Annotated in this window: 12 protein-coding genes; 7 read left to right on the top strand and 5 right to left on the bottom strand. The window is 32.9% G+C overall.

Annotated features, from left to right (window positions below):
• The first annotated feature begins 195 nt into the window (after positions 1–195).
• From ACXAHM_RS11575 to ACXAHM_RS11595, 5 genes are all read left to right on the top strand, one after another.
• Positions 196–3,003, top strand: a complete 2,808-nt coding sequence (locus tag ACXAHM_RS11575) for a TonB-dependent receptor domain-containing protein (protein ID WP_474960600.1) — start codon at positions 196–198, stop codon at positions 3,001–3,003.
• Between the two features lie 28 nt (positions 3,004–3,031).
• The gene (locus ACXAHM_RS11580) at positions 3,032–3,643 is read left to right on the top strand and encodes a hypothetical protein (protein ID WP_474960601.1); all 612 of its coding nucleotides are present in this window, start codon (positions 3,032–3,034) and stop codon (positions 3,641–3,643) included.
• A gap of 112 nt (positions 3,644–3,755) precedes the next feature.
• On the top strand, positions 3,756–4,388 hold the full coding sequence (locus ACXAHM_RS11585; RefSeq protein WP_474960602.1) for a DUF975 family protein: 633 nt from the start codon (positions 3,756–3,758) through the stop codon (positions 4,386–4,388).
• Between the two features lie 58 nt (positions 4,389–4,446).
• Positions 4,447–5,280 (top strand): hypothetical protein, encoded by an 834-nt coding sequence (locus ACXAHM_RS11590; RefSeq protein WP_474960603.1) that lies wholly within the window; start codon positions 4,447–4,449, stop codon positions 5,278–5,280.
• Positions 5,281–5,351: 71 nt separating this feature from the next.
• Positions 5,352–6,320, top strand: coding sequence for a DNA cytosine methyltransferase (locus tag ACXAHM_RS11595; RefSeq protein WP_474960604.1), 969 nt, complete (start codon positions 5,352–5,354; stop codon positions 6,318–6,320).
• Here the strand turns inward: ACXAHM_RS11595 and ACXAHM_RS11600 are convergent.
• The 5 genes from ACXAHM_RS11600 to queA all read right to left on the bottom strand — a co-directional run bounded on the left by ACXAHM_RS11600 (position 6,317) and on the right by queA (position 10,308).
• Positions 6,317–6,628, bottom strand: a complete 312-nt coding sequence (locus ACXAHM_RS11600; protein ID WP_474960605.1) for a hypothetical protein — start codon at positions 6,626–6,628, stop codon at positions 6,317–6,319. The genes ACXAHM_RS11595 and ACXAHM_RS11600 overlap by 4 nt on opposite strands.
• 219 nt (positions 6,629–6,847) lie before the next feature.
• On the bottom strand, positions 6,848–8,122 hold the full coding sequence (locus ACXAHM_RS11605; RefSeq protein ID WP_474960606.1) for a dihydroorotase: 1,275 nt from the start codon (positions 8,120–8,122) through the stop codon (positions 6,848–6,850).
• Positions 8,123–8,358: 236 nt separating this feature from the next.
• Positions 8,359–8,769: an ATP-binding protein gene (locus ACXAHM_RS11610; protein WP_474960607.1), complete on the bottom strand. Its 411-nt coding sequence runs from the start codon at positions 8,767–8,769 to the stop codon at positions 8,359–8,361.
• Entirely contained in the window at positions 8,762–9,118 is a 357-nt protein-coding gene (locus tag ACXAHM_RS11615) for an STAS domain-containing protein (RefSeq protein ID WP_474960608.1), read from the bottom strand. The genes ACXAHM_RS11610 and ACXAHM_RS11615 overlap by 8 nt, the downstream gene beginning before the upstream one ends.
• Positions 9,119–9,261: 143 nt before the next feature.
• Entirely contained in the window at positions 9,262–10,308 is a 1,047-nt protein-coding gene (gene queA / locus ACXAHM_RS11620) for a tRNA preQ1(34) S-adenosylmethionine ribosyltransferase-isomerase QueA (protein WP_474960609.1), read from the bottom strand.
• Positions 10,309–10,493: 185 nt separating this feature from the next.
• Here queA and ACXAHM_RS11625 point away from each other — a divergent pair, with 185 nt between their 5' ends.
• Entirely contained in the window at positions 10,494–11,744 is a 1,251-nt protein-coding gene (locus ACXAHM_RS11625; RefSeq protein ID WP_474960610.1) for an ABC transporter permease, read from the top strand.
• Positions 11,745–11,759: 15 nt separating this feature from the next.
• Positions 11,760–13,169: an ATP-dependent DNA helicase gene (locus tag ACXAHM_RS11630; RefSeq protein ID WP_474960611.1), complete on the top strand. Its 1,410-nt coding sequence runs from the start codon at positions 11,760–11,762 to the stop codon at positions 13,167–13,169.
• The last annotated feature ends 117 nt before the right edge of the window (positions 13,170–13,286 follow it).

The raw sequence follows: 13,286 nt of genomic DNA on the forward strand, positions 1-13,286 counted from the left end.
TATACAGTATGTAAAGGTGGTAGTTCTAATTTAGGACTATCACCTTTTTTCTTTAAAATTCCCTTTGTTGAAAAAAAAGCTCCGTTCGTTGAATTAATCTTTAAATATTAAAGTATCCTTCTTTCTTTGTATTTGTAAAGCAACTATTTCTGTTTTTATACATTAATAGACACACTTATTCTTCCATCCATTGAAATGAAACCTCTATTTACTTTATTATTTATTTTAATATCAATTTCTGCATTCTCTCAGTCCATTATCATACAAGGAAATGTCAAAGGGAAAGAAACAAACGAACCTTTGGTAAATGCCTTGATTACAGTATCTAACACTGAACACAAGTACCAAGTACTTTCTAATCTTGATGGAAAATATAAAATCACCCTAAAAGAAGTAGGAACGTATAAAGTAGAGGTTATGTATCTCGGTTATCATAATTATTCTGCCAATATAGATATCTCTGAGAAAGGCAATAATGCTTTAAATTTCACTTTAGAGTCCATGTTTACTGAACTCGCTGAGGTGGAAGTGAAAGGTGATGTTCCAATTGTCATTAAAGAGGATACAATACAATTTTCTTCAAGTGAATATAAAACACATGAAGATGCTACAGCAGAAGAATTAGTCACAAAGATTCCTGGTGTTGACAAAGACAATAATGGTAATATCACTGCTGAAGGAGAGGAAGTCAAAAAGATTTTAGTAGACGGAAAAGAGTTTTTTGGGGATGATCCTAAAAGTGCTTTAAATAATCTTCCTGCTGATATGATTGATTATGTTCAAATCATTGATCAGAAAAGTGATCAAGCTGAATTAACTGGATTTGATGATGGTCAAAGAAGTAAAGCCATCAATTTTGTTACAAAAAAAGATGCTAAATATGCTTATTTTGGAAAAGCAGAAGCTGGTTATGGCACTGACAACCGATACAGTGCAGGAGGTAATATCAATATTTTTAAAGGAGACCAACGTATTTCATTTACTGGCTTAAGCAATAATGTCAATCAACAAGGCTTTATGTCGGATAATCTTTCTTCCGGACCAAGTAGAAGAGGTAGAGGCGGAAGAAGAGGAGGTCGTGGCGGTGGACCCACTAACAATATGACAGCACAATCCAATGGAATCAACACTTCTCATTTGTTAGGAACAAATTATATTGATAAATGGGGTGAAAAAGTTGATGTTTCGGGCAGTTATACCTACAAAATCGTCAACAATGAAACAGATGAAGCTTCTACTACAGAATATTTTGTTTCAGAAAGTACAAATCAAATTGTTGACGAGATTCTTGATCTTGGTTCTCATAAGGAAAATCATAATTTTAATTTCAGATTAGATTATGAAGTTAGCCCTAAAACTTCTATTCGAATTCGTCCTTCCATTAAATTTGAGAATGGGAATAGCGAAAACGAAAGTTATTCATCTACGGGTCTTCAAGATGGAACACAATTGAATAATTCTTCCATGAGCGAATTCAATACAAATAGTTCAGCTGATATCAACAATAGTTTCTTATTACGTCATAAATTAAATGACAAAGGAAGAACATTCACATTGGATTGGAGAGTATATTATCATAATGATGATACTAATCAAGACGTTTTTAATTCTATCAATTACTTTGAAACAGGTCGAACAGAAAATGACTCAACAGCACAAAGAATCATTGGAGATACTGAAAAATTTAGAACCTCTGCGAATTTGATTTTCACTGAAAAATTAGCCAAAAACCTTCAGTTAAAATTAAATTATTTTCAAAGCTGGGAACAACAAGATATTGATCGAAAAACTTATGACATTTTAAGTGATTTTAATGAAAATGATCTCATAGAAGATTTATCCAATACCTTTACTTCTCAGCAAAATATCTACAGACCTGAAGCTGGTCTATTATTCAAAAAAGACAAAATCAATATTAATGCTTCTCTTCAATATCAATATTCAACATTACACAATGAAAGTGTTTATCCTCAAGCAGAAGTAACAGATACAGATTTCGGAAATTGGCTTCCATCATTTTCATTGAACTATATGATTTCTAGAACACAGCGTTTACGATTTTCTTACCAGAAAAATATCTCATTACCTTCCGTAAGTAATCTTCAATCTGTAGTTGATTATAGTGATCCATTAAATGTATCATCAGGAAACCCGTACTTGGAAGGAGAAGAAAGTCATGTACTTCGATTTAATTATAAGAACTTCAATTTTGCGAGAAAACAGCTCTTTTTCATCAATGTTTCAGCACAACAAACAGATAATAAAATCACACAATACTCTTATATCGCAGAGAAAGATACAGTTATTAATAATGTGCCTTTAAAACAAGGTTCATCTTATACATACCCTATCAATTTGGATGGCTATCAGAATGCAAGAGCTATCATGGTTTTCTCTAAACCGATCAATCCTATCAAAACAAACATTACCTCTATTACCATGGGGAATTATACAAGAAATGTTGGTATCACAAATAATATCACTTCTTATACTTTTGATAGTTCATTGGGACAAGGCATTAAGTTGGCTAGCAATATCAGTAGAAGAGTCGATTTCAATATTTCTAGTATGTGGACTTATCACTGGATAAATAATGATCAGAATGAATCATTGAATGGTAATTATCTCCATAATAATATTCGTGCAGGAATCAATGTTGAACCTGTTAATCGTCTTATTTTGAGTACTTCATTTACCGGAAATATTTATACTGGTGATGATGATCTTATTCAAGATAATATCTACAAATGGAATGCGGCGATCGCTTACAAATTATTCAAAAAACGCCAAGGAGAGTTTCGCTTTTCTGTTTCAGATATCCTAAATCAAAATAGTAGTATCAAAAGAACAGTAACCGAGAGTTACATTCAAACTAGTACTTATAACGTCTTGCCGCGTTACTTTATGGTCTCATTTATTTATCGTCCAAAAGGTAAAACGAATCAAAAAGGAAGAGAAGGTAGAGGGCCAGGAATGGGGAGAGGTGGTTTTAAACCATTTTAATAGAACTAAAATTTTAAATAATAACAATATGAAAAAAAGTATTTCAACCTTACTAATTGTTTTATTGAGTATCACAGTATATGCTCAAAGAGATTTTTCAAATTTTACTCCTAAGAAGTTGCCAGATGTTGTAGCTGAAGACTTAAAGTTAGAAGGAGACACACAAAAGAAATTGAATAAAAGCTTTGTTCGCTTACAAGAAGATATCATTAATACGATGGTTTCTGCAAGAGAAAGTGGTAACGTTGATCGAAATGCCATCAAAAATGAAATGGAATCGCTACGTACAGAACATCTTGAACAAGCAAAAACGATGTTAGATGATGAAACCTATCAAAAATATGCTGAGTTTGTAATGATGGATAGAAGAAAACGTCAAGCTTATGTGATGGAGCTTAAATTGAAATTAACACCTGATCAGAAGGAAAAATATGATGCCATTTTAGCTTCATCAGATGCGACAATTGAAAAGTTAAGAGAGCAACATAAAGGTGATCGTGAGGCAATGAGAGAAGCAATTATGCCTATTAAAAAACAAGAAATGATGATGCTTTCTCAAGTACTGACGGAACAACAAATGGAAATATTAAAATCTTCTAGACAAGGAAAAGGAGGAAAGAAAAGAAGAAATGAACAATAATTTACATCCATAAAATTCATTTATATATTTCATGAACTGATAGTGGTCATACTGCTATCAGTTTTTTTATATATTGTGATAAATATGATTACTCAAAAAATTACAAATAGATATGATTGAAAATAAACAACTCATGTACGATGCTAGAGCACGCCTTGATGGAAGATGGGGTGATGCTATTATTGTACTTTTAATACCTACTCTAATTTCTCTTTTCTTTGGTACAGGGTCCTACTTGTTTCCTGAATATTCAATGGGTACATCCATAGTTTCTTTCATTATTTCAGGTCCTTTAGCCTACGGTGTTGCTCTTTATACTTTAAATTTTTCAAGAGGTGAAAAAGCTTCTATCAATGATATAGTAAATGCACTCAAAGATGGTCAGACATTAATGAGATCCATATTATTATCCTTATTGAGTGCTCTGTATGTTATTCTGTGGTCGTTATTATTGATTATTCCAGGGATAATTGCAGGTTTATCTTATTCAATGGCCTTTTTCATAATTGTAGAAGATGATGAAATTGGAATTGATGATGCCATTACCTTAAGTAAAGAAATGATGAAAGGTTACAAATGGAAGTTATTTTGTTTGTTTTGTCGTTTTATAGGATGGTATATCGTTTGTCTACTTACAGCAGGCATTGGCTTTTTAATTTTGAATCCATACATTCGAATTTCAATGGCCAACTTCTATGATGATGTCAAAAGAGACTTTGAATTGAGAGGAGATTATATTTTATAAAAAATGATAGGCTAATGTATTTTAAAGATAGATTAGCCTTTTTTAATTCAATAGGCAAATGAAAGCAATTGCATATCTCTTCTTATTTTTTCTTTCCTTTTCGGCATTTTCTCAAAATAGTCTATATCTAAATAAAGAGAATAAAGCTGTTCTTTTTCTATTTCCTGGCTTTGGTGAAACTTTAGAAAGAATGGAAAACAATTTTCAAATTTCCGAAAAAGCCAATGCAAAATCTATATCAATTGTTTATCTCAATTTCAATCATCATTTATTCTTAACCGATTCTGAAAAAGAAAAATTAGGGAAGGAAATTAAAATAATCATTGATAATCATTTCAAAGACATTCCAATTTACTTAGGAGGTTTTTCAAGTGGAGGAAATATGGCGATGATAATGGGAGATTATCTATTCACTCAAAAAAAGCAAAAAGTACAAGGATGTTTTGTCATAGATTCTCCTCTCGATCTAACTCATTTACATCAAACAAGTCAAAAAAATATAGCTCGTAATGTTTCTGCTGTTTCTGTCAATGAAGCAAAATATATTAGTTCAATCCTGACAGATGATATCCTTCATCAATACAACAACTTTAATATTGAAGAAGGAAAAATCAACCTTTCTCATGATTTTATTCGTCAAAATAGATTTCTATTCTTTAGTGAATATGCACCTGACTGGTGGAAAAAAAATCGTGGAAATGAATGGAATGAAACCAATTATTATGCTTTAGAAAAACTTTACCAACTATTGAAAAGCATAACTTCTATTGAATTTATTTCAACTAAAAATAAAGGGAAAAGAAGTGATGGGACAAGACATCCACACTCATGGAGTATTGTCGACCAATCTTTATTAATGGATTGGATTTTAAAAGAAGAATTGCCTCATTAGAAAAATTCAACTTTTATAAATCACTCTTATCTATTAATATCGCACCTCAAAGGTATTTCTTATTTTAAAAAATGAAATTAGAGGGTTTAAAGTTCATAGATTTATTTTCAGGCATTGGTGGGTTTCACCAAGCATTATCAAGCTTTGGTGCACAATGCGTTTTTGCCTCAGAATGGGATAAGTTTGCCGCCCAAACTTATGAGGAAAACTATGGATTAAAACCTGAAGGAGATATCACACAAATTCAAGAATCTTCTATTCCAACTCACGACATTTTGTGTGCCGGGTTTCCTTGCCAAGCTTTTTCAGTTTCTGGAAAACAAAAAGGTTTTGAAGATGCTCGTGGTACTTTGTTTTTTGATATTGCTAGAATTGTAAAATACCATCAACCTCGATTTTTATTCCTAGAAAATGTAAAAAACTTTGAGAAGCATGATGGCGGAAATACCATTAATGTTGTTTTAAAAACGCTAGATGAACTAGGATACAATGTTAAGTATAAAGTATTAAATGCGTCAGACTTTGGTCTTCCTCAAAATAGAAAAAGAATTTATTTTGTTTGTTTAAGGAAAGATCTAAATATTGAAAGCTTTCAATTCCCAACTCCAGAAAAAGTTTTTGTTTCATTATTAAATTTCTTGGAGAAAAAACCTGATGCAAAGATTGTAGAGCGACCAGATATTGATTTTTATAAAAAGTATGTTCCTAAAAAAGACCTCGATGGTAATGTTATTTTACCTAATCGTCCAATACAAATTGGTCGTGTTAATAAAGGAGGGCAAGGCGAACGTATTTATGATCCTATTGGGCATGCTATCACACTTTCTGCTTACGGTGGTGGAGTCGGAGACAAAACAGGTTTATATAAAGTGGGTAAAAAAGTAAGAAAACTATCTCCTAGAGAATGTGCTAGAATCCAAGGTTTTGATGATGATTTCAAGATTATTTCAGCTAGAAATCAAGCCTATAAACAGTTTGGTAATAGTGTCGCAATAAATGTGTTGAAAGGAATCTTATCTCAACTTGAAAATACTATTTAGCTTTTACCTTTAAGATGCTTAAAAAACTCATCTGACATATTTTTACTGATCTCATCATACTCTGCAATTGTCAGCGGTTCTATACTTTTTATTAATCTTATAGTACTCGAACTTCTAAAGTAACGTATATCGATCAAGGTATCTTCAAATTGAAAAGTAGAGTAATTCCAATCATACAAATCATACTGTTGATCTATTATAGCACCGTAATGAGCAATGCTATCCACCACTTTAAAATACTTGGCATGTGCATCATTATACGTTTTGAAGTGAGCTTCTTCTAGGTAAAACTCTTTCCCTTGAATCATTAAGTGTTTTTGCCAAGATAATTTTCCGTATTCTATCCATCTTTTTTCTCTTTTGAGAAAGAAAAATACTATCAGAGTAAAACTTATCAATATTAGTAATAATACTTGCCACATATAATTGATAGACCTAGAGATTAAACTTTAAGATAATAAAAAACACCATCAAAAATATCTAATATGATACTTCTAATGGTGTTTATATATTTCTTGACTAAAAAACTAAGCCTTCACCAATTGCCCTTTATTGACAATCGCAATTGCTTTACCTTTTAATTCCTTTCCTATAAATGGAGAATTATTTGATTTCGATTGAATATCACTTTCTGAGAATGTCCAAGTTGCTTCAGGATCAAATACTGTAAGTACTGCTTTTTCACCTTCTTTTATACTTCCTTGCTCTACCTTTAAAATTTGGCGAGGGCTAGTCGTTAATTTTTCGATGATTGTATCCACTTCTATTTCTTTTGGTAAATTAGAGATGATAGAAGCAAAAGCTGTTTCTAAACCTATGATACCATTATCTGCTAAATCAAACTCTAAACGTTTAGATTCAGTATCTTGAGGAGTGTGAGAAGAAACAATCGCATCAATAGTTCCGTCTTTAATACCTTCCCACAGTGCATCAATATCTTTTTGAGACCTGAAAGGAGGGTTAACTTTTAGATTAGTATCAAAAGAGGAAAGATCTTCATCTGTAAATGCTACTTGGTGAGCTGCAATATCACAAGTGACGTTTAAGCCATCTGCTTTTGCTTTGCGAATAATCTCAACAGACTCTGGAGTAGAAATATTTGCAAAGTGAATTCTACCTTCTGTGTAAGACAGTAAAGAAACATTTTTTTGGATTGCTAACCATTCTGCTACATTTGGAATACCTCTTGTTCCCATTAAAGTAGAAGGAATACCTTCATTCATATGACCATCATTATCCAAAGTCTTTTCATTGGCTTTTTCCACTATTAGACCATCAAATAATTGCATATACATTAAGGCTCTTTTGATTACACCTAAATGCCAAGAAGATTTAACTCCATCTGTAAAAGCTACTGCACCTGTATCGTACATATCCTTTACTTCATTCATTTCTTCTCCTTTACAGTCTTTTGTCAAAGCACCCATTGGATGGATTTGAACGGGAGAAAAAGTACTCATTTGCTTAACAAAATGAATGCTTTCCTTTGATTGGATAACAGGGTTGGTATTTGGAAGAGTGGCAATATCAGTAAAACCACCAAAAGCTGCTGCTCGTCCTAATGAAGCAATATCTTCTTTGAATTCTTCACCCGGCTCATTTAGCGTAGCTCTCATATCAAACCAGCCTAATGAAACATATAACTTTTCATTTCCTTCGATTACCTCTGCACTTGGAGCATCGATTGCTTCTTTAGAAATTTTTTGGATTAGACCATCTTGGATTAAGATGTTGACAATTTGTTTGTGATATGTCGAGGAAGGGTCGGATACTCTTACCTTACTGAGCAGAATTTCTTTCATTACCATGTGACTCAAAAAGATCTTAGATTAATTTTTGGTCACACCAAAGTCAGAAAGATATTTGGAGTAACCGAACAAATGTAAGGTCTAAAAATTATTTTTAGAACACTTTTTTGCAACAATTTCTTAAGAGTGGGTTGACAACATCAATTTCAATTAAAAAATTATTGAATTTATTAATAAAAAGGCATAAAAAAAGAGATACTTAAGAGTATCTCTTCTATAAAAAAATGCTTTCAAATGTGTTTTACCAGTCGGCAAACTTGATGTTTTCCAACTTGAACCACTTGAACAGCATCCATAATATTTTTAACTAATCTCAAGCCCATACCACCTTTACGATGTTCTTTAATTACATCAGTAATGCTTGGAGATTGATAAGTTTTTATGTCAAAAGCTTCTCCGTTGTCTTTAATTTCAATAACTACATCTTTCGTATCGATTGTAGTTTCAACGGAAACTTCAATTTCTTTATTTGGGTCACAGCTATTAGAATGAATCATTCTATTAGCACAAACTTCATCCACGGCAACGATTATCATATCACGTTCAGATTGAGGCACACTGTAGCTATCCAAGGCCGAGAGTAAAAACTCACGGATTACATGGAGATTAGCTGTTTCACAGTTGACTTTCTTTCTAAACATCACTGTCCTTTGTAATTTGGATGGCTTCTTCTTTATTGGTCGCCAGATTTAAAAATTGATCTACGCCTAAAATTTCAAAAACGCTTTTAATATTTTCTGCCACATCGTATAGAACCATAGTGATCGAATCGGCTTCAATATCGTCAAGGCGAGAAGTAAAAACGCCTATACCAGCAGATGAAATGTAAGTTAACCCTACACAATTGATCAATAACTTTTTATCCCCTCTATCGATTACTTCTTGTAGCTTTGTATCAAGCTCAACAGAAGATGAGGCATCTAGCTCTCCGATTACATCAATACAAGTAAAGTCACTTTCTTGTACAACATTAACGTCTACTTTAGTCATTACGTATACGGTTTAACATCATTAAGGTTTCCCTTATTTTGATTTTTTTTTACATTTTTTACCAAACCATGTAATATAAGGTTACAGAACGTGAAATTCTGTAACCTTATAACATGTTTTCTTGAAGAGAAGTTTACGTTGAATTATAAAATCAACATTGCATCTCCGTAGCTCAAGAAACGGTATTTTTCTTTGATTGCTTCCTCGTAAGCTTGCATTACTAAATCATAACCACCAAATGCAGTAGCCATCATTAATAAAGTTGACTTTGGTTTATGGAAACCAGTCACTAATGAGTTTACGATTTTGAAGTCGTATGGAGGGAAGATAAACTTATCAGTCCATCCTTCATTTCCTTTTAATGTATTTGATGCAGAAACTGAAGTTTCTAACGAACGAAGTACTGTAGTACCGATCGCACAAACATTTTTCTTATTTTCTAATGCTTTATTGACAATAGAAACAGTTTCATCACCTACTCTGTAGTGTTCTGAATCCATTTTATGTTTTGTCAAATCTTCAACATCTACGTCTCTGAAAGCACCTAAACCAACATGTAATGTGATTGGCGTCATTTCTACGCTCTTGATCTCAAATCTTTTTGCAATTTGAGGAGTGAAGTGAAGACCAGCAGAAGGAGCTGCAACAGCACCTTTTTGAGTAGCAAAGATTGTTTGGTAACGCTCTCTATCGGCAGGTTCTGCCTCGCGTCCTAAGTCTCTTGGGATTGGTGTCTCACCCAATTCTTCGATAGTTTTGTAGAATTCCTCATCTTCTCCATCTACTAAGAAACGGATCGTTCTACCTCTTGAAGTTGTGTTATCAATTACTTCCGCAACTAAACTACCATCTCCAAAGTATAGTTTATTACCTACACGAATTTTACGAGCAGGGTCCACTAATACATCCCATAAATGAGATTCTTTATTGAGTTCACGAAGAAGGAAAACTTCGATTTTAGCACCTGTTTTTTCTTTGTTACCATAAAGGCGAGCAGGAAAAACTTTTGTGTCGTTCATTACCAACACATCACCGTCATCAAAATATTCCACGATATCTTTGAACTTTCTGTGTTCAATTTCACCAGTTTTACGATGTAAAACCATCAAACGTGCATCATCACGGTTTTCCTCAGGATACTGAGCGATTAGATCTTGTGGTAGATCAAATTGGAATTGGGATAGCTTCATGGAATGAAATTACGTATTTTTTCTTTCTGTAAATATCAATATTCGCTTAACTTTACACAATACGTACAAAATACGTACCTTGAAAATCAAGACGGTAAATTTAACAAATAAAGATCAGATAATTTCCTAACATTCTTTTAGATAGCGTTTTTATCATCTTTTTTCTACTATTTTTTCTAATATATATGCTTTTTATTAAACTTTTATTCGAAAGTTTCCGATTTGCGGTCCATGCATTAAAAGAAAATATCTTAAGAACAGTACTTTCTCTTCTTGGTGTGACTGTCGGAATCTTCGCCATTATCGCAATTTTTACTCTCGTGGATGCCTTAAACAATGGTATTCAAAACAGCCTTTCTTCTTTCGGAAATAATATTATTTATATCGGGAAATGGCCTTTCGCTTTTGGAGACGGTGATTACCCTTGGTGGAAATATTATCGTCGACCTAACCCAGATAGAAGTGAATTGAAATTTATTCAAGAAAATGCTAAATGGGTGAAATCTATCGCCATTTATGAATCTAAGGGAGGTAATACCATCAACTTTGGAAGTAATACTTTTGAAGATGGAAAAATTATCGGGGGTTCTTATGAGTACAACAAAGTCAATTCAATGCCAATTGGAGAGGGACGTTATTTTACTCAAGGTGAAATGAACGCCGGTGCTCAAAAAGTCTTGATTGGTGCTGAAGTTGCCAAACAACTATTTCCTAGAGGAGATGGATTAGGTAAAATCGTTAAAGCCAAAGGAGCTAAGTTTCAAGTAATTGGAATTTTTGAAAAACAAGGCGAAAGTTTCATTCCAACTCCAAGTGTTGATGATGTAATTTTTATTCCTTACAATTCTTTCACTAAAATTTACGCCTCAAAAGGGAGATGGATTAGTACAAACCTTATTGCCAAAGGATTTGATAAAGATGAAGATCTAGGTGAAATGCTTGCAGAAGTAAGAGGCTTATTAAGAATCAAAAGAGGTTTAAAACCTAAAGAGGAAGATAATTTTGCCTTGAACAGAACAGATGCTATCGTAGAGTTTGTAGAAGGAATTACATTTACCATGAAAATAGCCGGTGGTATTATTGGACTATTCTCCATCTTAGTGGGTGGATTTAGTATTGCTAATATTATGTTCGTTTCTGTTAAAGAAAGAACATCTCAAATTGGTATTCAAAAAGCATTAGGAGCTAAAAACTATTTCATTTTACTCCAATTCTTATGTGAATCTATGTTTTTGAGCTTCTTTGGAGGAATAGGAGGATTATTTTTAGTTTCTCTTCTTTCCTTGCTTTCTACCGAAACTTTTGTGATTGCTCTTAACTTTGCCAACTTACTTATTGGCCTAGGAATCTCTGCTGTTATTGGTATTATTTCTGGAATTGCTCCAGCAGTATCAGCTTCTAAAATGGATCCTGTAGAAGCCATGAGAGCGGCATAAATTATCACTAAAGATATGATCACACCTTCTGAAAGAATAAGTGCTTCTTTTCCTTTTGAACCTACTGATGGTCAAAAGAAATTATTCGACCTATTGGATCAATTTGTCCTTGATAAAGACATCAAGAGAAGCACTTTTCTTTTAAAAGGATATGCCGGTACGGGTAAAACTTCCGTATTAACCGCTTTCTCAAACATCCTTCGTTTTTACTCTTATAAACCAATGATGCTTGCTCCTACGGGTAGAGCAGCAAAAGTGATGTCCTCTTATGCCAAAAGAAAGGCTTATACAGTACATCGAATTATTTATAAACAAACGGAAGATAAAGATACTGGCCTGCTCAGATTTGAAAGGCAAAAAAATAAAGCACAAAATACTGTGTATATTATTGATGAAGCATCAATGATTGATGATCAACCACATACCGCGGGTGAAGGTCTTTTAAAGTCTATCATTGATTATGTTTTTGAAGATCCTAAATCAAACAATAAACTCTTTCTGATTGGTGATTCTGCTCAATTGCCTCCAGTAAAACAAGAAGTCAGTCCTGCCTTAGATGCTCTATATTTACAAAACGTTTTTAGGTTAAATATCATCAATCATGAACTAACAGAAGTAGTCAGACAAGCATCTACTTCAGGCATTTTGTATAATGCCACTTTAGTCAGAAATTGTCTAGCAACTAATCAGGATATCAAGTTTAATACTTCTTCTTTTAAAGATATTTATAAGATGGGATCTGACCGATTAGAGGATGGTTTATTGTATGGATATGATAAGTATGGAGTGGAAAATACCGTTATTATCACAAGGTCAAACCGTGCGGCTACCCAATATAATCAGTATATAAGACGGCAAATTCATTTCCGAGAAGAGGAATTAGATGCTGGCGATTATTTAATGGTCGTTAGAAATAATTATTTCTGGCTAGATGAAGATTCCCCTGCCGGATTTTTAGCAAACGGTGAATTTATTGAAGTAGCAGGTGTAGGAAATATTGAAGAAAAATATGGTTTACGCTTCTGTGACATTCGTTTTAGATTACTTGATTATGAAAATCATCCTACTGTTGAAGCAAAAATTATTTTAGATACACTGCATTCCTTTACTCCTCAACTAGAAAGAGAAGAATCAAGAAGTCTCTATAATCAAGTTGTAGAAGAATACGCTGATATAGAAAATGCTAGAGTACGTTTAAAAAGAATTAAAGAGGATGAATACCTCAATGCTCTTCAAGTAAAATTTGCTTACGCATTGACATGTCATAAAGCACAAGGTGGACAATGGGATGCTATTTTTGTGGACATTGGTTTTTTAAGAGATGATATGTTAGATACTGATTTCTTAAGATGGCAATACACAGCAATTACTAGAGCCAAATCAGAATTATTTTTAATGAATTACCCTGATCGTTTTTTTGAGTAAAAAACAATTAAAATATTAAAGATCTAGACTGTTAATATTTACAGTTATTCAGATTTATCCTTAAATTTGCTTTCATGTTTTCTATAACATTGAAAGCTATTTTTTTATTTAACCTAC

Source organism: Flammeovirga sp. AWQ4_249, assembly GCF_056161045.1.

Coding starts and splice junctions, on each gene's coding strand:
- ACXAHM_RS11630 (WP_474960611.1), top strand. CDS start 11,760: ATGATCACACCTTCTGAAAGAATAAGTGCTTCTTTTCCTTTTGAACCT.
- ACXAHM_RS11625 (WP_474960610.1), top strand. CDS start 10,494: ATGCTTTTTATTAAACTTTTATTCGAAAGTTTCCGATTTGCGGTCCAT.
- ACXAHM_RS11575 (WP_474960600.1), top strand. CDS start 196: ATGAAACCTCTATTTACTTTATTATTTATTTTAATATCAATTTCTGCA.
- ACXAHM_RS11580 (WP_474960601.1), top strand. CDS start 3,032: ATGAAAAAAAGTATTTCAACCTTACTAATTGTTTTATTGAGTATCACA.
- queA (WP_474960609.1), bottom strand. CDS start 10,308: ATGAAGCTATCCCAATTCCAATTTGATCTACCACAAGATCTAATCGCT.
- ACXAHM_RS11605 (WP_474960606.1), bottom strand. CDS start 8,122: ATGAAAGAAATTCTGCTCAGTAAGGTAAGAGTATCCGACCCTTCCTCG.
- ACXAHM_RS11595 (WP_474960604.1), top strand. CDS start 5,352: ATGAAATTAGAGGGTTTAAAGTTCATAGATTTATTTTCAGGCATTGGT.
- ACXAHM_RS11610 (WP_474960607.1), bottom strand. CDS start 8,769: ATGTTTAGAAAGAAAGTCAACTGTGAAACAGCTAATCTCCATGTAATC.
- ACXAHM_RS11615 (WP_474960608.1), bottom strand. CDS start 9,118: ATGACTAAAGTAGACGTTAATGTTGTACAAGAAAGTGACTTTACTTGT.
- ACXAHM_RS11585 (WP_474960602.1), top strand. CDS start 3,756: ATGATTGAAAATAAACAACTCATGTACGATGCTAGAGCACGCCTTGAT.
- ACXAHM_RS11600 (WP_474960605.1), bottom strand. CDS start 6,628: ATGATTCAAGGGAAAGAGTTTTACCTAGAAGAAGCTCACTTCAAAACG.
- ACXAHM_RS11590 (WP_474960603.1), top strand. CDS start 4,447: ATGAAAGCAATTGCATATCTCTTCTTATTTTTTCTTTCCTTTTCGGCA.